Below are 17,194 nucleotides of genomic sequence, written 5' to 3' on the forward strand. Positions count from 1 at the left end.
GTGACCCGGAGACGCGCAGTGCGTCCGCTGAGGACTACTTCTTGCCCGGCTTCTTCTTACCGGCGATGGCGCGACGCGGGCCCTTGCGGGTACGCGCGTTCGTGCTGGTGCGCTGACCGTGGACGGGCAGGCCACGACGGTGGCGGATGCCCTGGTAGCAGCCGATCTCGACCTTGCGGCGGATGTCGGCCTGGATCTCGCGGCGAAGGTCACCCTCGGTGCGGAGGTTGGCGTCCACGTACTCGCGGATCTTGACCAGGTCCTCTTCGGCCAGGTCACGAACGCGGGTGTTCGGGTTCACGCCGGCGGCGGCGAGGATCTCCTTGGACCGGGTGCGCCCGATGCCGAAGACGTAGGTGAGGGCAACCTCCACGCGCTTTTCGCGCGGGATGTCAACACCTGAAACGCGTGCCATTCAATGGCTCCAGTTGTTATTTCGGGGGTCTTCCACAGTGCCACTCCCGAACGCCGACCTCGTTCCCTGAGGAAGAGGTGGTACGCCCGGGTCCCCGGCCCCCGCCGGAGGTGTCGTCAGCCGAAGCGTGGACGGGCTCTGCGTATGTACGTGTACGTGCGTCGCGCGAAGAGCTGCGAGATGCAGGTGGTCGTGCGTCAGCCCTGGCGCTGCTTGTGGCGCAGGTTGTCGCAGATGACCATGACCCGGCCGTGACGGCGGATCACCTTGCACTTGTCGCAGATCTTCTTGACGCTCGGCTTGACCTTCATGGGATGTCAGGTTCTCCGGGTCAGTGCCCACACCACGCCGAAGCGGGGTGACGGCAAGATCTACTTGTAGCGGTAGACGATCCGGCCACGCGTCAGGTCGTACGGAGAGAGCTCCACGACGACCCGGTCATCGGGAAGGATACGGATGTAGTGCATCCGCATCTTGCCGCTGATGTGCGCGAGGACCTTGTGACCGTTCTGGAGTTCCACCTTGAACATGGCGTTCGGGAGGGACTCGATCACGGTGCCCTCAATTTCGATGGCACCTTGCTTCTTGGCCACGCTTCGCCTTTCGAATCGGCTACCTTGATCGACTCTCGCCGCCGCATGAAGACACACGGATGCACGAGAGCCGACGAGTCAGTCTACGTCAGCGGACTCCAAAAGACGAATCCGTCAAGTTTGCCCACTTCCCCTGATCCTTAGACACGGATCGGGAGGGCAGTCCTCGTGCCGGTCAGCCCAGCGGGTCCGGCGCCGCCTCGACCCCGTACTGGGCGAGCTTCGCCCGGCCGCAGTCGGGGGCGGTCAGGACCAGCGGTCCCTGCTCGGTCAGCGCGATGGAGTGCTCCCAGTGCGAGGACCAGGTGCCGTCGGTCGTCAGGACCGTCCACTCGTCGGCGAGCACCTTCGTCTGCGGCGTGCCCAGCGAGACCATCGGCTCGATGGCCAGGCAGACCCCGGGGACCAGCTTGATGCCCTTGCCCCGCTTGCGGGAGACGTAGTTCAGCAGGTGCGGGTCCATGTGCATCTCGGTGCCGATGCCGTGGCCGCCGTAGTCCTCGATGATCCCGTACTTGCCGGTGGCCGGGCGGGGCTGGCGGCGGATGTAGGACTCGATGGCCTTGGAGATGTCGACGAGCCGGTTGTTCACCTTCATCGCGGCGATCCCGGCCCACATGGACTCCTCGGTCACCCGGGAGAGCTCGATGACCTCCGGAGCGTGACCGGTGCCCACGAACGCGGTGTACGCCGCGTCGCCGTGCCAGCCGTCCACGATCGCGCCGGCGTCGATGGAGATGATGTCGCCGTCCTTGAGGACGGTCTTCTCGTCCGGGATGCCGTGCACGACGACCTCGTTGACCGAGGTGCAGATCGTGGCGGGGAAGCCGCCGTATCCCAGGAAGTTCGACGTGGCGCCGTGATCGGCGATCACCTTGCGGGCGACCTCGTCCAGGTCCTTCGTGGTCGACCCGGGGACGGCCGCCTCGCGCGTGGCAGCGTGAATGGCCGCGACCACGAGGCCCGCCTCGCGCATCTTCGCGATCTGCTCGGGGGTCTTGATCTGCACCATCGCTCGGCGCCTTTCTGGGTACGGAGGAGAAGGTCGGAGCCGTACTCCACGATACGGCCGCAAACAGTCGGCCGCGGCGCCCGAGGGCGCCGCGGCCGGCTGGAGTGGTGGTACGGGGTGGTGGTTCTCAGCCCTCGTCGGACTTGAGAGCCTCCATGGCCCGCTCGGTCACCTCGGTGACCTTGCCGAGCGCGGAGATCGTCACGACCAGGCCCTGGGACCGGTAGTAGTCGATGATCGGCTCGGTCTGCGTGTGGTAGACCTCCAGCCGCGTGCGCACCGTCTCCTCGGTGTCGTCGTCCCGCTGGTACAGCTCGCCCCCGCAGGCGTCGCAGACGCCCTCGGTCTTCGGAGGGTTGTACGTGGCGTGGAAGACGTGCGCGCTGTCGTTGCGGCAGATGCGGCGGCCGGCGATGCGCTTGACCACCTCGTCCTCGGGGACCTCCAGGTCGAGGACCGCGTCCAGCTTCAGGCTCTCGCCGTGAAGCATCTCGTCCAGAGCGACGGCCTGTCCCACGTTGCGCGGGAAACCGTCCAGCAGGAAGCCGTTCTCGGCGTCCGGCTGGGACATGCGGTCCTTGGCCATGGCGATGGTGACTTCGTCCGGCACCAGCTGACCCGCGTCCATGAAGGAACGGGCCTGCTTGCCGAGGTCGGTGCCCCGGCTGATGTTGGCGCGGAAGAGGTCGCCCGTGGAGATGTGCGGAATCGAGAGATTCTTGGCAAGGAACGCGGCCTGCGTTCCCTTGCCGGCACCGGGCGGCCCGACGAGGACGATTCGCATCAGCGGAGGAACCCTTCGTAATTGCGCTGCTGGAGCTGACTCTCGATCTGCTTCACGGTCTCCAGACCCACACCCACGATGATGAGGATGCTCGTCCCGCCGAAGGGGAAGTTCTGGTTAGCTCCGCCGAAGCCTGCCAACGCCATCGTCGGCACCAGAGCGATCAGGCCCAAGTACAGCGAGCCCGGCCAAGTGATCCTGTTGAGCACGTAGCTCAGGTACTCAGCGGTAGGTCGACCTGCCCGGATACCCGGGATGAACCCACCATACTTCTTCATGTTGTCGGCGACTTCCTCGGGGTTGAACGAGATCGCCACATAGAAGAATGCGAAGAACACGATCAGAAGGAAGTACGTCGCGATGTAGTACGGGTGGTCGCCCTTGACGAAGTGGTCCTGAATCCAGGTCGCCCAGCCCGCGGTGGAGTTGGAGAACTGAACGATTAGAGCAGGAATGTAGAGCAGCGAAGAAGCGAAGATGACGGGAATCACACCCGCCTGGTTCACCTTCAGCGGGATGTAAGTGGACGTACCGCCGTACGACCGGCGCCCGATCATCCGCTTCGCGTACTGCACGGGGACCCTGCGCTGGGCCTGCTCGACGAAGACGACGAGGCCGACCATCACGAAGCCGATGAGGATGACCGTGATGAACTCGATCCAGCCGTCGGCCAGCTTGCCGCTCTGCTTGATGGCCCACAGGGCGCCGGGGAAGCTGGCGGCGATCGAGATGAACATCAGGATCGACATGCCGTTGCCGATGCCGCGGTCGGTGATGAGCTCACCGAGCCACATGACCGCCGCGGTGCCCGCGGTCATGGTGATCACCATGACGATGGTCGTGAAGATCGACTGGTTCGGGACGATCTGGTCCGCGACGGGGCAGCCGCTGAAGAGCGCGCCGCTCCGGGCGGTCGCCACCAGTCCGGTGCCCTGGAGGATGGCCAGCGCCACGGTCAGATAACGCGTGTACTGCGTGATCTTGGCCGTGCCCGACTGTCCCTCCTTCTTGAGGGCCTCGAGTCGGGGGATGACGACGGTCAGCAGCTGAAGAATGATGCTGGCCGTGATGTAGGGCATGATTCCGAGCGCGAAGATCGTGATCTGCAGCAGTGCACCACCGCTGAACATGTTCACCAGACCGAACAGGCTGTTGTTGCCCTTGCTGGCCTGATCAACACAAATCTGGACGTTCTCGTAGCTCACCCCCGGTACGGGAATGTGCGCCCCGAGACGGTAGAGCACGATGATGCCGAGCGTGAAGAGCAGCTTCTTGCGCAGGTCGGGCGTCTTGAACGCCCGGGCGAACGCGGTGAGCACGGTGCCTCCTGCGACCCCCGCGCAAAAGCGTGAGGTGACGGTCTTGAGGATCGACGATTACGTAACAGCCAAAGGATCCCGGGCCCTTGCCCGGGTCTTACCACAGCAACAGTGCACGCCACCTTACCGGCGGACATGCCCCCCTAGGAACGACCAACCGGGGATGCCCCAAATGAGAGGCATCCCCGGTCGGGTGTTCAGGCCACAGCCCTGTCCGAGTTGTCTCAGACGAGTTCGGTGACGGTGCCGCCGGCAGCGGCAATCTTCTCCTTGGCGGAGCCGGAGACGGCGTCAACCGAAACCTGCAGCGCCACGGAGATCTCGCCCTGTCCGAGGACCTTGACGAGGTGGTTGTTACGCACGGCGCCCTTGGCGACCAGGTCGGCCACCGTGACCTCTCCACCCTCGGGGTAGAGCGTCGCGAGCTTGTCCAGGTTCACGACCTGGTACTCCGTGCGGAACGGGTTCTTGAAGCCCTTGAGCTTCGGGAGACGCATGTGGAGGGGCATCTGGCCACCCTCGAAGCGCTCCGGAACCTGGTAACGAGCCTTCGTACCCTTGGTACCACGGCCTGCGGTCTTACCCTTGGACGCCTCACCACGACCCACACGGGTCTTGGCGGTCTTGGCGCCCGGGGCAGGCCGGAGGTTGTGGGCCTTCAGCGGGCTGTTCTCCGCCATGTCAGTCAACCTCCTCAACCGTCACGAGGTGGCGGACGGTCTGCACCATGCCGCGGAACTCGGGGCGGTCCTCCTTGACAACCACGTCGTTCAGGCGCTTGAGCCCGAGCGAACGCAGGGTGTCGCGGTGGTTCTGCTTGCTGCCGATGTACGACTTCGTCTGCGTGATCTTGAGGCGAGCCATTACGCACCCGCTCCCGCACGCGCACGAAGCAGAGCCGCGGGGGCGACGTCCTCGAGGGGCAGACCACGGCGAGCCGCGATCTCCTCGGGACGCTGCAGGCCCTGGAGGGCCGCCACGGTCGCGTGCACGATGTTGATCGGGTTCGAGGAACCGAGCGACTTCGACAGGATGTCGTGGACGCCGGCGCACTCCAGGACGGCGCGCACCGGGCCACCCGCGATCACACCGGTACCGGGGGAAGCAGGCTTGAGCAGGACGACGCCCGCAGCCTTCTCGCCCTGGATCGGGTGAGGGATGGTGCCCTGGATACGCGGGACCTTGAAGAAGCTCTTCTTGGCCTCTTCGACGCCCTTGGCGATGGCCGCGGGAACTTCCTTGGCCTTGCCGTATCCGACACCGACGGTGCCGTCACCATCGCCCACCACGACCAGCGCGGTGAAGCTGAAGCGACGACCACCCTTCACTACCTTGGCGACGCGGTTGATCGCGACGACACGCTCGACGTACGCGGTCTTCTCGGCGGCAGCGCCACCGTCACGGCCCTTCCGGTCCCGCCGCTCGCCGCCACCGGCACCGCTTCCGCGGCGCTGGGGTCCAGCCATTGGATTTACCTCTCTCTGTTACGTCCGCTGTGCGTTGGAACCGGGGCTTAGAACTTCAGCCCGGCTTCACGGGCGGCGTCAGCCAGAGCGGCAATCCGCCCGGCGTACTGGTTACCACCGCGGTCAAACACGACGGCCTCGACGCCTGCGGCCTTGGCGCGCTCGGCGACCAGGGCGCCGACCTGCTTGGCCTGGGCGCTCTTGTCACCCTCCGCCCCGCGGATCGACGTGTCCAGGGTCGACGCCGACGCGAGCGTGTGGCCCGCGATGTCGTCGATGACCTGAGCCACGATGTGGCGGTTGGAACGCGTCACGACCAGGCGCGGCCTCTCCGGCGAACCGGAGATGTGCTTGCGGACGCGGATGTGGCGACGCTTGAGGGCGGCACGCTTGTAGGCGTCGCCCTTGGCGATCTTTACACCGTATGCCATGGCTACTTACCAGCCTTTCCGACCTTGCGGCGGATGACCTCGCCGGCGTACTTGACGCCCTTGGCCTTGTACGGGTCGGGCTTCCGCAGCTTGCGGATCTTCGCCGACACCTCGCCGACCTTCTGCTTGTCGATGCCCTCGACACTGAACTTCGTGGGCGACTCGACCTTGAAGGTGATGCCCTCGGGGGCCTCGATGAGGATCGGGTGGCTGTAACCCAGGGCGAACTCCAGGTTGGAGCCCTTCGCCTGGACGCGGTAACCGACACCGCTGATCTCGAGCGCCTTGCTGTATCCCGTGGTCACGCCGGTGATCATGTTCGCCACCAGCGTGCGGGACAGGCCGTGGAGGGCCTTGTTCTGACGCTCGTCGTTCGGGCGGACGACGTTGAGCACGCCGTCCTCACCCTTGGTGACCTCGATCGGCGCTGCGACGGTGTGCGAGAGGGTCCCCTTGGGGCCCTTCACCGCGACCGTGCGGCCATCGATGGTGACGTCCACACCGGCGGGAACCTGGATGGGGAGCTTGCCGATTCGCGACATGAGCTATTCCTCCGTTCCCGACTACCAGACGTAGGCGAGGACTTCCCCACCTACGCCCTTCTTGCTGGCCTGCTGGCCGGTCAGGAGACCGTGGGACGTGGAGATGATCGCCACGCCCAGGCCGCCGAGAACCTTCGGCAGATTGGTGGACTTTGCGTAAACACGCAGACCCGGCTTCGAGATTCGCTTGATGCCGGCGATCGAGCGCTCGCGGTTCGGGCCGAACTTCAGCTCGAGGACGAGGCTCTTACCGACCTCGGCGTCCTCGACCTTCCAGCCGGTGATGAAGCCCTCCTGCTGGAGGATCTCCGCGATGTGCGACTTGATCTTGCTGTGCGGCATCGCGACGTCGTCGTGATACGCCGAGTTCGCGTTGCGCAGACGCGTGAGCATGTCTGCGATGGGATCAGTCATGGTCATGAGTTGGCCTTCGGCCTCTCTCGCCGGGGTTTCCTGTATGCGCCATCCCTCTCCCCACTCAGTGGCGGGACGGGTGCGGTGCGGGGACCTACGGCGTAGTAAGTCGGTCAGGGCGGCAGGCGCCCAACCCTTCAAGCCTACGGCATGAAGAGCGGGGCTCCTGCCGACCAGATACTTACCGAGAGCTTCTGGTACTCCCAACGCCCAAAGGGCGAAGGAGATTTACCAGGAGCTCTTGGTCACGCCCGGCAGCTCGCCACGGTGAGCCATCTCACGAAGGCACACGCGGCACAGGCCGAACTTGCGGTAGACGGAGTGGGGCCGGCCGCAGCGCTGGCAGCGGGTGTACCCGCGAACGCCGAACTTCGGCTTACGGGCGGCCTTAGCGATCAGAGCCTTCTTCGCCACGGTCAGTTCTCCTTGAACGGGAAGCCGAGGTGACGAAGCAGGGCACGACCCTCGTCGTCGTTGGCAGCCGTGGTGACCACGGTGATGTCCATGCCCCGGACCCGGTCGATCTTGTCCTGGTCGATCTCGTGGAACATGACCTGCTCCGTGAGACCGAAGGTGTAGTTGCCACGGCCGTCGAACTGCTTCGGCGACAGGCCACGGAAGTCACGGATACGCGGAAGCGCGAGCGACAGCGTACGGTCCAGGAACTCCCACATGCGGTCACCACGGAGGGTGACGTGGCAGCCGATCGGCTGCCCCTCGCGCAGCTTGAACTGCGCGATCGACTTGCGGGCCTTCGTGACGGCGGGCTTCTGGCCGGTGATCGTGGTGAGGTCCTTGACGGCACCGTCGATCAGCTTGGAGTCGCGGGCGGCGTCGCCCACACCCATGTTGACCACGATCTTGACCAGACCGGGAACCTGCATGACGTTCTCGTAGGAGAACTCCTCACGCAGCTTGCCGGCGATTTCCTCGCGGTAGCGCGTCTTGAGACGCGGCGCAGTGGTGGCAGTCATCAGATGTCCTCACCGGTCCGCTTGGCAACGCGGATCTTCTTGCCCTCGTCGTCGAAGCGGTAGCCGACGCGGGTGACGACCTTGTTGCCGTCCTTCTCCACGACCAGCTGAACGTTGCTGACGTGAATCGGGGCCTCGGTGGTGACAATGCCACCGGTCTGCGAGCCGCGAGCCGTCTGACCGGCCTTGGTGTGCTTCTTGACCCGGTTGACACCCTCGACGAGGACACGGTCCTGGGCGGGGAAGGCGACGATGACCTTGCCCTGCTTGCCCTTGTCCTTACCGGTGATGACCTGAACCAGGTCGCCCTTCTTGATCTTCATGCTTACAGCACCTCCGGCGCGAGCGAGATGATCTTCATGAACTTCTTCTCGCGCAGCTCTCGGCCCACGGGGCCGAAGATACGGGTGCCGCGGGGGTCGCCGTCGTTCTTGAGAATGACAGCGGCGTTCTCGTCGAAGCGGATGTACGAGCCATCCTGACGACGACGCTCCTTGACGGTGCGAACGATGACGGCCTTGACGACGTCACCCTTCTTCACGTTGCCACCGGGGATCGCGTCCTTCACGGTGGCGACGATGACGTCACCGATGCCCGCGTAGCGGCGACCCGAGCCACCGAGAACACGGATGGTGAGAATTTCCTTCGCACCCGTGTTGTCGGCGACGCGCAGTCGCGACTCCTGCTGGATCACGTCTATCTCCTGATCGTCTGCCGGTTCCCGGCGGGGGCCGCGGTGAAGCAGCCCCCGCCGAGCCTGGCGGAACTGGCCTGAGGGGAGACCCCCTCAGGGATTACTTGGCCTTCTCGAGGATCTCGACGATGCGCCAGCGCTTCGTGGCGGACAGCGGACGCGTCTCCATGATGACAACGCGGTCGCCGACGCCTGCAGCGTTCTGCTCGTCGTGGGCCTTGAGCTTGTTGGTACGGCGGATGACCTTGCCGTACAGCGCGTGCTTGACGCGGTCCTCGACAGCGACGACGACGGTCTTGTCCATCTTGTCGCTGACGACCAGACCCTCACGGGTCTTACGGAAACCGCGGTCGGTGTTCGTCTCAGTCACAGTCTTCTCGCTCATCAGACGCTCTCCACCGTCTCGATGCCCAGCTCGCGCTCGCGCATCAGGGTGTAGATCCGGGCGATGTCCTTACGGACGGACTTGAGCCGACCGTGGTTCTCGAGCTGGCCCGTCGCCGCCTGGAAGCGGAGGTTGAACAGCTCTTCCTTGGCCTCGCGGAGCTTGTTGAGGAGCTCCTCGTTGCCCAGCTCGCGCAGCTCGGACGCCTTGGTACCGGCCGACATCACGACTCACCTGCCTCGCGCCGAACGATCCGGCACTTCATCGGAAGCTTGTGAGCAGCGCGGGTGAGCGCCTCACGAGCAATCTTCTCGTTCGGGTAGGACAGCTCGAACATCACCCGACCGGGCTTGACGTTCGCGATCCACCACTCGGGAGAACCCTTACCGGAACCCATGCGGGTCTCGGCGGGCTTCTTCGTCAGGGGACGGTCCGGGTAGATGTTGATCCAGACCTTGCCGCCACGCTTGATGTGGCGGGTCATCGCGATACGAGCTGCCTCGATCTGACGGTTCGTCACATACGCCGGGGACAGCGCCTGGATGCCGTACTCGCCGAACGCAACCTGCGTGCCACCCTTGGACATACCGCTGCGCTTCGGGTGGTGCTGCTTGCGGTGCTTGACCCTACGGGGGATCAGCATTTCGGTCAGGCCTCCGTTCCGGTGCTCTCAGCCGGAGCAGCGGCGGCGGGAGCGTCGGCCTTGGGGGCCTCCGCTGCCGGCGCGGACTGCTGCGGCTTGCGGCCGCGACCGCCACGCTCGCCACCACGGCCACCACGGCCGGCCGGGCGGTCAGCGCCGCCACGAGCCGGACGGTTGCCGGCGCGAGCCGCTGCGTTCTCGGCGCGGACCTCGGCGATGTTCTTGACGTCGCCCTTGTAGATCCAGACCTTCACGCCGATGCGGCCGAAGGTCGTCTTGGCCTCGAAGAAGCCGTAATCCACGTTCGCACGGAGCGTGTGCAGGGGCACGCGGCCCTCGCGGTAGAACTCCGAGCGGGACATCTCGGCGCCGCCGAGGCGGCCACCGCACTGGATCTTGATGCCCTTGGCGCCGGCCTTCATCGTGCTCTGCATGCTCTTACGCATGGCACGACGGAAGGAGACGCGGGAGGAGAGCTGCTCGGCGACGGCCTGGGCCACCAGCTGAGCGTCCACCTCGGGGTTCTTGACCTCGAGGATGTTCAGCTGGACCTGCTTGCCGGTCAGCTTCTCCAGCTCGCCACGGATGCGGTCGGCCTCGGCGCCACGGCGGCCGATGACGATGCCCGGGCGGGCGGTGTGGATGTCAACGCGGACGCGGTCGCGGGTGCGCTCGATCTCCACCTTGGAGATGCCGGCCCGCTCCATGCCCTTCGTCATCATGCGACGAATGGCGACGTCTTCCTTGACGTAGTCCTTGTACAGCTTGTCGGCGTACCAACGGGACTTGAAGTCCGTGGTGATGCCGAGCCGGAACCCGTGCGGGTTTACCTTCTGGCCCATTACCGGGTTCCTTCCTTGCTGCTGACGACCACGGTGATGTGGCTGGTCCGCTTACGGATCCGGTAGGCACGGCCCTGGGCACGCGGACGGAACCGCTTCAGGGTCGGGCCCTCGTCCACGTACGCCTCGCTGATGACCAGCGAAGAGGCGTCGGTGTGGTCGTAGTTGTGTGCAGCGTTGGCGATGGCGCTGTCCAGCACCTTGCCAACCGGCACGCTCGCGGCCTGCGGGGCGAAACGCAGGACCGCCTGAGCCTCCGTGGCATCCATGCCACGGATGAGGTCCACCACGCGGCGGGCCTTCATGGGCGTGACGCGGATGTACCGCGCCTGGGCCCTGGCTTCCATGGTTGTCCCTTCGGTGTAAGTCATAGTCGTTTCCACCCCGCGGTTAGCGGCGCTTCGACTTCCGGTCGTCCTTGACGTGGCCGCGGAAGGTGCGAGTCGGCGAGAACTCGCCGAGCTTGTGGCCGACCATCGACTCGGTGACGAACACCGGGACGTGGATCTTGCCGTTGTGCACCGCGATGGTGTGACCCAGCATGGCCGGGACGATCATCGAGCGACGGGACCAGGTCTTGATGACGTTCTTGGTGCCTGCCTCGTTCTGTACGTCCACCTTCTTGATGAGGTGGCCGTCGACGAAGGGCCCCTTCTTGAGACTGCGCGGCATCTAAACCCGCTCCTAGCGCTTCTTGTTCGTCTTGCGGCGGCGGACGATGTACTTGCTCGATGCCTTCTTCGGCGAGCGAGTACGACCCTCCTTCTGACCCCACGGCGAGACCGGGTGACGTCCACCGGAGGTCTTGCCTTCACCACCACCGTGCGGGTGGTCAACCGGGTTCATCGCGACACCGCGGACGGTCGGGCGAACGCCCTTCCAGCGCATACGGCCGGCCTTGCCCCAGTTGATGTTCGACTGCTCGGCGTTGCCGACCTCGCCGATCGTGGCGCGGCAGCGGGCGTCGACCAGCCGGATCTCACCGGACGGCATACGAAGGTGGGCCATCGTGCCCTCCTTCGCCAGCAGCTGCACGGAGGCACCCGCGGAACGGGCGAACTTCGCGCCGCCGCCGGGCCGCAGCTCGATGGCGTGGATGGTCGTACCGACCGGGATGTTGCGCAGCGCCAGGTTGTTGCCCGGCTTGATGTCTGCGGTCGGCCCGTTCTCGACGCGGTCACCCTGCGACAGACCACGGGGGGCGACGATGTAACGCTTCTCGCCGTCCGCGTAGTGCAGCAGCGCGATGCGCGCGGTGCGGTTGGGGTCGTACTCGATGTGCGCGACCTTGGCCGGCACGCCGTCCTTGTCGTGACGACGGAAGTCGATCACGCGGTAGGCGCGCTTGTGGCCACCGCCCTGGTGGCGAACGGTCACACGACCGGCGTTGTTACGGCCGCCCTTGCTGTGCAGGGGGCGGACCAGCGACTTCTCCGGCGTGGACCGCGTGATCTCGACAAAGTCGGCGACGCTGGAGCCACGACGGCCCGGGGTCGTCGGCTTGTACTTGCGGATACCCATTTCTCAGTCCTCGTCCGATTCCGGACGACTCGACCTCCGTCAGGAGGTCGGGCCGCCGAAGATGTCGATACGGTCGCCCTCGGCGAGGGTCACGATGGCGCGCTTCGTGTCGGCGCGCTTGCCGAAACCGGTCTTGGTGCGCTTGCGCTTACCCTGCCGGTTGATCGTGTTGACCCCGGTGACCTTGACCGAGAAGACCGCTTCCACGGCCTGCTTGATCTGGGTCTTGTTGGAGCCGGGCGCGACGATGAACGTGTACTTGTTCTCGTCGAGCAGCGCGTAGCTCTTCTCGGAGACAACCGGCTTGACGAGAACGTCGCGCGGGTCCGAGTAGGTCTTGCTGGTAACGGTCGCCTCACTCATCAGGCGGCGCTCCCTTCGGTCTCAGCGGTCTGGGGGCCAGACACGAAGGACTCGAAAGCGGCCTGGGTGAAGACCACGTCGTCAGAGACGATCACGTCGTACGTGTTCAGCTGGCCCGGCTCCAGGATGTGCACCTGGGGCAGGTTGCGAGCGGACAGCCACGCGGCCTCGTCGGCACGCTCGACGACCAGGAGCAGGTTGCTGCGCTCCGAGATCTTGCCGAACAGCGTCTTGGCGGCCTTGGTGGAGATCCCACCCTCGACCACGCCGGTGACGACGTGGATGCGGGAGTGACGCGCCCGGTCCGAGAGGGCACCGCGCAGGGCGGCGGCCTTCATCTTCTTCGGGGTGCGCTGCGAGTAGTCACGCGGCTGAGGGCCGTGGACGACGCCACCGCCGGCGAACTGCGGCGCACGGGTCGAACCCTGGCGCGCGCGGCCGGTGCCCTTCTGGCGGTACGGCTTGCGCCCACCACCACGGACTTCGCCGCGGGTCTTGGTCTTGTGCGTGCCCTGACGGGCAGCTGCCAGCTGTGCGACGACGACCTGGTGGATCAGCGGAACGCTGGTCTTCGCGTCGAAGATCTCCGCGGGGAGCTCGACGGTACCGGCCTTGTCGCCTGCCGGCGAAAGGATGTCAATGGTGCTCATTACCTCAAGCCCCCTTGGCCGCGGTACGGACCAGGACGAGGCCGCCGTTCGGACCGGGGACTGCGCCCTTGATGAGGAGCAGACCCTTCTCCGCGTCAACCGCGTGGATGGTCAGGTTCTGGGTGGTGACGCGCTCGTTACCCATACGACCGGCCATGCGCATGCCCTTGAAGACACGCCCAGGGGTGGCACAGCCACCGATCGAACCGGGGGAACGGTGCTTGCGCTGGACGCCGTGGCCGGCGCCGAGGCCCTTGAAGTTGTGACGCTTCATGACACCGGCGAAGCCCTTGCCCTTGCTCTTGCCCGTGACGTCAACCTTGACGCCGGACTCGAACACCTCGGCAGTGACCTCCTGGCCCAGCGTGTACTCGCTGGCGTCAGGGGTGCGGAGCTCCACCAGGTGGCGGCGCGGGGTCACGTCGGCCTTGGCGAAGTGGCCCTTGAGGGGCTTGTTCACCTTGCGCGGGTCGATCTCGCCGAAGGCGATCTGGACCGACTCGTAGCCGTCGCTGTCGTTGGTGCGGACCTGGGTGACGACACAGGGCCCGGCCTTGACGACGGTCACCGGCACGACCCGGTTGTTCTCGTCCCAGACCTGGGTCATGCCGAGCTTCTCGCCCAGGACGCCCTTAATGTTCTTAGCCATCTCGCGCGTCACCTCAGAGCTTGATCTCGATGTCGACGCCCGCCGGCAGGTCGAGACGCATCAGCGAGTCAACCGTCTTCGGCGTGGGGTCGAGGATGTCGATGAGGCGCTTGTGCGTGCGCATCTCGAAGTGCTCGCGCGAGTCCTTGTACTTGTGCGGCGACTTGATGACGCAGTACACGTTCTTCTCAGTGGGCAGCGGCACCGGGCCTGCGACCGACGCACCAGTGCGGGTCACCGTCTCGACGATCTTCTTCGCCGAGGAGTCGATGACCTCGTGGTCGTAGGCCTTGAGCCGGATGCGGATCTTCTGTCCCGCCATGGCTACTAGTAGTCCTGTCTCTCATAACGCTCTGGAACCCGGGAGTTCTCTTAGCCTCCGCCTCCGACCCACGCGGTCGGGCGTGTCGCATCCCCTCTACGAAGAAGTCCCGAAGGATTTCCCAACCAAGGGGGTGCGGGCCGAAACCGCGCTGCCGGGGGCGAAACCCCACCGGGTGCCTGGTCAGCGCCCCACTGGCACTTCCCGGAAGATTCCCGTACGTCCGACCCTGGGGGTCGACGAGTACTGTGGGACTCGCTTCCGGTCCTCCCGGCGGGAGGCGCGCAGCATTGACACTCAACCGAGCAACCTGGCTAGTGTGCCATACGCCCCGCAGGCCTGGCCAATCGGGTCGAGGATCTTACCCCCTGCGAGGGACCGGTCAAACGCGGGCGCGCCCCGCGGGCCCGCACCCCGCCCCCGCCCGCCAATCGGCCTGCTGTTCGCCGCGTCACGCGAAGGGGCGGTTCCGCCCCCTATGGCATATGCCGTGGGCCATCGGCCCCTAGCGTCGGTCCATGATCCGCTCATGGCACGCGGCGATGCGCCGCGTCCTCCAGGACGACCCGGCCGTCTTCGCCAGAACGCTGCGAACGCTGGGCATCCCCTTTACCGACCCCGTCACCACGGCTCTCCTGCCGACGGGCCTCACGCAGGCGGATCACGTCCCGAGCGGCCTGCGCACGCCGGACCCGGTGGGACCGCCGGGCTTCGAGATCCTGCTCCGGGTGGCCCCGGCCGAGGGCGACGGCTACGTCCTGGTCCTGGAGACCGCGGGGACGAGGTCCCCGGCGAGGCGCAGCTACTGGCGCTCGCGGCTGGCGCACCTCCTCGCCGCGTACCGCATGCCACCCGTCCTCCTGATCGTCTGCCCTGACGAGGTCACCGCGCGATGGGCGGAGCGGCCCCTCGTCCTCGGTCCGCCGCACTGGGCGGCTCTCACCTTCCACCCTCTGGTCCTGGGACCGCACAACGTCCCCGCGGTGGCCGATCCGACGCAGGCCGCCCGCGACATCCCGCTGGCCGCACTGTCCGCGATGACCCATGGCACCGGGCCGGAGGCCGAGGCGGTACTGGCATCACTGGCCGAAGCGCTGAGGGGTGCGGGCGGGGCCGAGGAGAAGGACCTGGCGACCGTCTTCGGAGAGCTCACCGCGCTGGGCCTCGGCACCGGGACCGCCGCGCGGGCCTGGCAGGGCATGGCCCCCACGGGCACCTCGCCCTGCCGCGCGAAGTCCCTGGGCGGCCACTGCGCCGACACCCGGGCCGAGGACTGGGCGCGGAGCGTCCTGACGGTGCTGGAGCGGCGTGGGATCGCCGTCACGGACGAGTTACGCGACCGCGTCTGCGGCTGTATCGACATGGCCCTGCTCGGCCGCTGGACGGTGCGCGCGCTCAGCGCGACCACGGCCGACGACCTGTTCACGGACGCCTGACAGAATCCGGGCATGTCCACGAACATCGTCCAGGGCTGGAGTCTGCGGCCGGCCACCTCCGAGGACGTCGAGACCGCGGTCGAGATACGGGCCGCGGCGATGCGCCCCGACCTGGAACGCCTGGGCCGGTACGACGAGCACCGGGTGCGGCAGCGGCTGCGTGACGCCTGGACGCCCGAGCACACCTCCATGGTGGAGGCGGACGGCGCTGTCGCGGGGTGCGTCGCCCTGCGGCCGACCGAGGACGGCTGCTGGCTGGAGCACTTCTACCTCGCCCCGGAGCTCCAGGGCCGGGGCATCGGCACCGCCGTCCTGACCGGCCTCCTGGCCCGCACCGACGCCCGGGGCGTGCCGATCCGGCTGAACGTCCTCCAGGGCAGCCCCGCCCGCGGTCTCTACGAGCGCCACGGCTTCGCCCTGGAGCGGGAGGATCCGGTGGACGTGTACATGGTCCGGCCGCCCGGCGCAGGGTCCTGAGCCCGGTCCGAGAGGTCAGCGCTCCGTGGCGTACTCCAGGAAGCGGTCCCAGGCGGGCGCGGACACGCCGATCACAGGACCCGGCACGTTCTTGGAGTCGCGCACACGGACGGCCCGGGGGGACATGGCGACCTCGACGCAGTCGTTGTTGTTGCTGCCGCTGTAGCTGCTCTTGAACCATTCGGACTCGGAACGATGTCCGGCGGACAGGAGACTCATGTCTCACCCAGCGCTTTCTCGACGAAGGCCAGCGACTCCCGTGGGCTGAGAGCCTGCGACCGGATGATTCCATACCGGAGTTCGAGGAGATGGACCTCTTTGGGGTCGAGGACCGTGCGGGTGGTGAGCTGGGCCTCCGAGAAGCCGACCGTTGTGCCCTCTTTCAGCTTCAGCAGCTGGACCTCGCCGCCCATCCCCGCGTGGTCGTCCCGGTCCGTCGGCATCACCTGGAACTCGACGTGTCTCAACTGGGCCATCGCCAGCAGGTGTTCGAGCTGGCGGCGCAGCACCGCCCGGCCACCGAGCGGGCGCAGCAGGGTGACTTCCTCCTGGACGAAGGTGAGCGTCACCAGGGGCGTTCGCGTGAAGATCTCCTGGCGGGCCAGCCGGGCGGACACGAAGCGGTCGAGGTCGTCCGGCGAGAGCGCCGGCCGACGCATCTCGAACAGGGCTCGGGCGTACTCCTCGGTCTGTAGCAGCCCGTGGATGTTGTGGTTGCCGTAGGCGCCGAGCTCGACCGCCTCCCGCTCCACCCTGGCCAGGTCCCGGACCTTCTTCGGGTAGCGGGCCTCGGCGACGTCCCCCTTCATGGCGGCGATCTTCCCGCCCGCTTCGAGGACCCGGTCCGCGCCGTCCAGGAACTCGGGCTTCGGCGCGCGCCGGCCGCGTTCGACGCAGGAGACCATCTCCTCGCTGTACCCGATGGCGGCGCCCAGCTCCGCCTGCCGGAGGCCCGCCGCTTCCCGCCAGAGCTTGACCTGCCGGCCCACGGCCTTCATCACCGCACCGGAATCGTCCTCCGGGTCGGCCTCCCAGCGACCGCCGTCCGCACTCTCCGCCGCACGCCCCGGCCGCCCCGCACCGCCGCTGTCCGCGCCCATCCGCCCCTCCTCCCGCCTGCCTCATCCCCGCGCTTCGTCCGCGACAGGGCCCGGCGCCGGTGCGCGGCGTACAGGCCGGACCGACCCGGGCCTGAGCCGGACAAGCAATCTCCGCACGGGCGTCACTCCTTCCGAGAGTAGCCACCGAATGGCCACGCTGAG

31 protein-coding genes are annotated in these 17,194 nt (G+C 66.7%); 2 read left to right on the forward strand and 29 right to left on the reverse strand.

Annotated elements, in window-relative coordinates:
• Window positions 1-34: 34 nt before the first annotated feature.
• The 27 genes from rpsM to rpsJ all read right to left on the reverse strand — a co-directional run bounded on the left by rpsM (window position 35) and on the right by rpsJ (window position 14,019).
• On the reverse strand, window positions 35-415 hold the full coding sequence (gene rpsM, locus ACFY8O_RS04720; protein ID WP_145804037.1) for a 30S ribosomal protein S13: 381 nt from the start codon (window positions 413-415) through the stop codon (window positions 35-37).
• A gap of 197 nt (window positions 416-612) precedes the next feature.
• Window positions 613-726 carry a 50S ribosomal protein L36 gene (gene rpmJ, locus ACFY8O_RS04725; protein WP_003956441.1) on the reverse strand — a complete coding sequence of 38 codons (114 nt, stop codon included), beginning with the start codon at window positions 724-726 and terminating at the stop codon, window positions 613-615.
• 60 nt (window positions 727-786) lie between these two features.
• On the reverse strand, window positions 787-1,008 hold the full coding sequence (gene infA, locus ACFY8O_RS04730; protein WP_003956442.1) for a translation initiation factor IF-1: 222 nt from the start codon (window positions 1,006-1,008) through the stop codon (window positions 787-789).
• A 175-nt stretch (window positions 1,009-1,183) separates the two neighbouring features.
• Window positions 1,184-2,020, reverse strand: a complete 837-nt coding sequence (map, locus tag ACFY8O_RS04735; RefSeq protein ID WP_145804039.1) for a type I methionyl aminopeptidase — start codon at window positions 2,018-2,020, stop codon at window positions 1,184-1,186.
• A gap of 127 nt (window positions 2,021-2,147) precedes the next feature.
• Entirely contained in the window at window positions 2,148-2,804 is a 657-nt protein-coding gene (locus ACFY8O_RS04740; RefSeq protein ID WP_145804041.1) for an adenylate kinase, read from the reverse strand.
• Entirely contained in the window at window positions 2,804-4,123 is a 1,320-nt protein-coding gene (gene secY / locus ACFY8O_RS04745) for a preprotein translocase subunit SecY (RefSeq protein WP_145804043.1), read from the reverse strand. Before secY ends, ACFY8O_RS04740 begins: the two co-directional genes overlap by 1 nt.
• Window positions 4,124-4,347: 224 nt before the next feature.
• Window positions 4,348-4,803, reverse strand: coding sequence for a 50S ribosomal protein L15 (gene rplO, locus ACFY8O_RS04750; protein WP_014047794.1), 456 nt, complete (start codon window positions 4,801-4,803; stop codon window positions 4,348-4,350).
• A 1-nt stretch (window position 4,804) separates the two neighbouring features.
• Complete coding sequence (gene rpmD, locus ACFY8O_RS04755; RefSeq protein ID WP_053682614.1) at window positions 4,805-4,987, reverse strand: 50S ribosomal protein L30; 183 nt, start codon at window positions 4,985-4,987, stop codon at window positions 4,805-4,807.
• Window positions 4,987-5,589: a 30S ribosomal protein S5 gene (gene rpsE, locus ACFY8O_RS04760; protein WP_014047793.1), complete on the reverse strand. Its 603-nt coding sequence runs from the start codon at window positions 5,587-5,589 to the stop codon at window positions 4,987-4,989. The genes rpmD and rpsE overlap by 1 nt, the downstream gene beginning before the upstream one ends.
• 47 nt (window positions 5,590-5,636) lie before the next feature.
• Window positions 5,637-6,020 carry a 50S ribosomal protein L18 gene (rplR, locus tag ACFY8O_RS04765; RefSeq protein WP_033297607.1) on the reverse strand — a complete coding sequence of 128 codons (384 nt, stop codon included), beginning with the start codon at window positions 6,018-6,020 and terminating at the stop codon, window positions 5,637-5,639.
• A gap of 2 nt (window positions 6,021-6,022) precedes the next feature.
• Window positions 6,023-6,562 (reverse strand): 50S ribosomal protein L6, encoded by a 540-nt coding sequence (gene rplF / locus ACFY8O_RS04770; RefSeq protein ID WP_069171154.1) that lies wholly within the window; start codon window positions 6,560-6,562, stop codon window positions 6,023-6,025.
• 21 nt (window positions 6,563-6,583) lie between these two features.
• Window positions 6,584-6,982: a 30S ribosomal protein S8 gene (gene rpsH, locus ACFY8O_RS04775; RefSeq protein ID WP_014154584.1), complete on the reverse strand. Its 399-nt coding sequence runs from the start codon at window positions 6,980-6,982 to the stop codon at window positions 6,584-6,586.
• A gap of 222 nt (window positions 6,983-7,204) precedes the next feature.
• The gene (locus tag ACFY8O_RS04780; RefSeq protein ID WP_003948630.1) at window positions 7,205-7,390 is read right to left on the reverse strand and encodes a type Z 30S ribosomal protein S14; all 186 of its coding nucleotides are present in this window, start codon (window positions 7,388-7,390) and stop codon (window positions 7,205-7,207) included.
• Between the two features lie 2 nt (window positions 7,391-7,392).
• Window positions 7,393-7,950 (reverse strand): 50S ribosomal protein L5, encoded by a 558-nt coding sequence (gene rplE, locus ACFY8O_RS04785; protein WP_145804045.1) that lies wholly within the window; start codon window positions 7,948-7,950, stop codon window positions 7,393-7,395.
• Window positions 7,950-8,273: a 50S ribosomal protein L24 gene (gene rplX, locus ACFY8O_RS04790; RefSeq protein ID WP_014047788.1), complete on the reverse strand. Its 324-nt coding sequence runs from the start codon at window positions 8,271-8,273 to the stop codon at window positions 7,950-7,952. Before rplX ends, rplE begins: the two co-directional genes overlap by 1 nt.
• Window positions 8,274-8,275: 2 nt before the next feature.
• Window positions 8,276-8,644 carry a 50S ribosomal protein L14 gene (rplN, locus tag ACFY8O_RS04795; protein WP_003966950.1) on the reverse strand — a complete coding sequence of 123 codons (369 nt, stop codon included), beginning with the start codon at window positions 8,642-8,644 and terminating at the stop codon, window positions 8,276-8,278.
• A gap of 100 nt (window positions 8,645-8,744) precedes the next feature.
• Window positions 8,745-9,029, reverse strand: a complete 285-nt coding sequence (rpsQ, locus tag ACFY8O_RS04800; protein ID WP_069171155.1) for a 30S ribosomal protein S17 — start codon at window positions 9,027-9,029, stop codon at window positions 8,745-8,747.
• Window positions 9,029-9,253 carry a 50S ribosomal protein L29 gene (gene rpmC / locus ACFY8O_RS04805; protein WP_014047786.1) on the reverse strand — a complete coding sequence of 75 codons (225 nt, stop codon included), beginning with the start codon at window positions 9,251-9,253 and terminating at the stop codon, window positions 9,029-9,031. The genes rpsQ and rpmC overlap by 1 nt, the downstream gene beginning before the upstream one ends.
• Window positions 9,253-9,672 carry a 50S ribosomal protein L16 gene (rplP, locus tag ACFY8O_RS04810; RefSeq protein WP_014154587.1) on the reverse strand — a complete coding sequence of 140 codons (420 nt, stop codon included), beginning with the start codon at window positions 9,670-9,672 and terminating at the stop codon, window positions 9,253-9,255. Before rplP ends, rpmC begins: the two co-directional genes overlap by 1 nt.
• A gap of 5 nt (window positions 9,673-9,677) precedes the next feature.
• Window positions 9,678-10,514, reverse strand: a complete 837-nt coding sequence (gene rpsC / locus ACFY8O_RS04815) for a 30S ribosomal protein S3 (protein ID WP_014047784.1) — start codon at window positions 10,512-10,514, stop codon at window positions 9,678-9,680.
• Entirely contained in the window at window positions 10,514-10,861 is a 348-nt protein-coding gene (gene rplV / locus ACFY8O_RS04820) for a 50S ribosomal protein L22 (protein ID WP_004571827.1), read from the reverse strand. The genes rpsC and rplV overlap by 1 nt, the downstream gene beginning before the upstream one ends.
• A 43-nt stretch (window positions 10,862-10,904) precedes the next feature.
• Entirely contained in the window at window positions 10,905-11,186 is a 282-nt protein-coding gene (gene rpsS, locus ACFY8O_RS04825; protein WP_003966956.1) for a 30S ribosomal protein S19, read from the reverse strand.
• A 12-nt stretch (window positions 11,187-11,198) separates the two neighbouring features.
• Window positions 11,199-12,035: a 50S ribosomal protein L2 gene (rplB, locus tag ACFY8O_RS04830; protein ID WP_056796589.1), complete on the reverse strand. Its 837-nt coding sequence runs from the start codon at window positions 12,033-12,035 to the stop codon at window positions 11,199-11,201.
• Between the two features lie 39 nt (window positions 12,036-12,074).
• A complete protein-coding gene (gene rplW, locus ACFY8O_RS04835; protein WP_014154589.1) occupies window positions 12,075-12,398 on the reverse strand; it encodes a 50S ribosomal protein L23 in 324 nt (107 codons plus the stop codon).
• Window positions 12,398-13,048 (reverse strand): 50S ribosomal protein L4, encoded by a 651-nt coding sequence (rplD, locus tag ACFY8O_RS04840; RefSeq protein WP_014154590.1) that lies wholly within the window; start codon window positions 13,046-13,048, stop codon window positions 12,398-12,400. The genes rplW and rplD overlap by 1 nt, the downstream gene beginning before the upstream one ends.
• Before the next feature lie 4 nt (window positions 13,049-13,052).
• Window positions 13,053-13,697, reverse strand: a complete 645-nt coding sequence (gene rplC / locus ACFY8O_RS04845; RefSeq protein WP_014047781.1) for a 50S ribosomal protein L3 — start codon at window positions 13,695-13,697, stop codon at window positions 13,053-13,055.
• Between the two features lie 13 nt (window positions 13,698-13,710).
• Window positions 13,711-14,019 carry a 30S ribosomal protein S10 gene (gene rpsJ, locus ACFY8O_RS04850; RefSeq protein ID WP_003948644.1) on the reverse strand — a complete coding sequence of 103 codons (309 nt, stop codon included), beginning with the start codon at window positions 14,017-14,019 and terminating at the stop codon, window positions 13,711-13,713.
• 518 nt (window positions 14,020-14,537) lie between these two features.
• Here rpsJ and ACFY8O_RS04855 point away from each other — a divergent pair.
• Together ACFY8O_RS04855 and ACFY8O_RS04860 are read left to right on the forward strand one after the other, a co-directional pair.
• Window positions 14,538-15,455, forward strand: coding sequence for a hypothetical protein (locus tag ACFY8O_RS04855; RefSeq protein ID WP_387898841.1), 918 nt, complete (start codon window positions 14,538-14,540; stop codon window positions 15,453-15,455).
• Between the two features lie 12 nt (window positions 15,456-15,467).
• Complete coding sequence (locus ACFY8O_RS04860; protein ID WP_387898844.1) at window positions 15,468-15,932, forward strand: GNAT family N-acetyltransferase; 465 nt, start codon at window positions 15,468-15,470, stop codon at window positions 15,930-15,932.
• Between the two features lie 15 nt (window positions 15,933-15,947).
• Here the strand turns inward: ACFY8O_RS04860 and ACFY8O_RS04865 are convergent, their stop codons facing one another.
• Both ACFY8O_RS04865 and ACFY8O_RS04870 read right to left on the reverse strand, forming a co-directional pair.
• Window positions 15,948-16,151, reverse strand: coding sequence for a DUF397 domain-containing protein (locus tag ACFY8O_RS04865; protein ID WP_145804051.1), 204 nt, complete (start codon window positions 16,149-16,151; stop codon window positions 15,948-15,950).
• Entirely contained in the window at window positions 16,148-17,032 is an 885-nt protein-coding gene (locus ACFY8O_RS04870) for a helix-turn-helix domain-containing protein (protein WP_145804053.1), read from the reverse strand. Before ACFY8O_RS04870 ends, ACFY8O_RS04865 begins: the two co-directional genes overlap by 4 nt.
• Between the last annotated feature and the right edge of the window lie 162 nt (window positions 17,033-17,194).

This window comes from Streptomyces argenteolus (assembly GCF_042902585.1).
GTDB classification, from domain to species: domain Bacteria; phylum Actinomycetota; class Actinomycetes; order Streptomycetales; family Streptomycetaceae; genus Streptomyces; species Streptomyces argenteolus.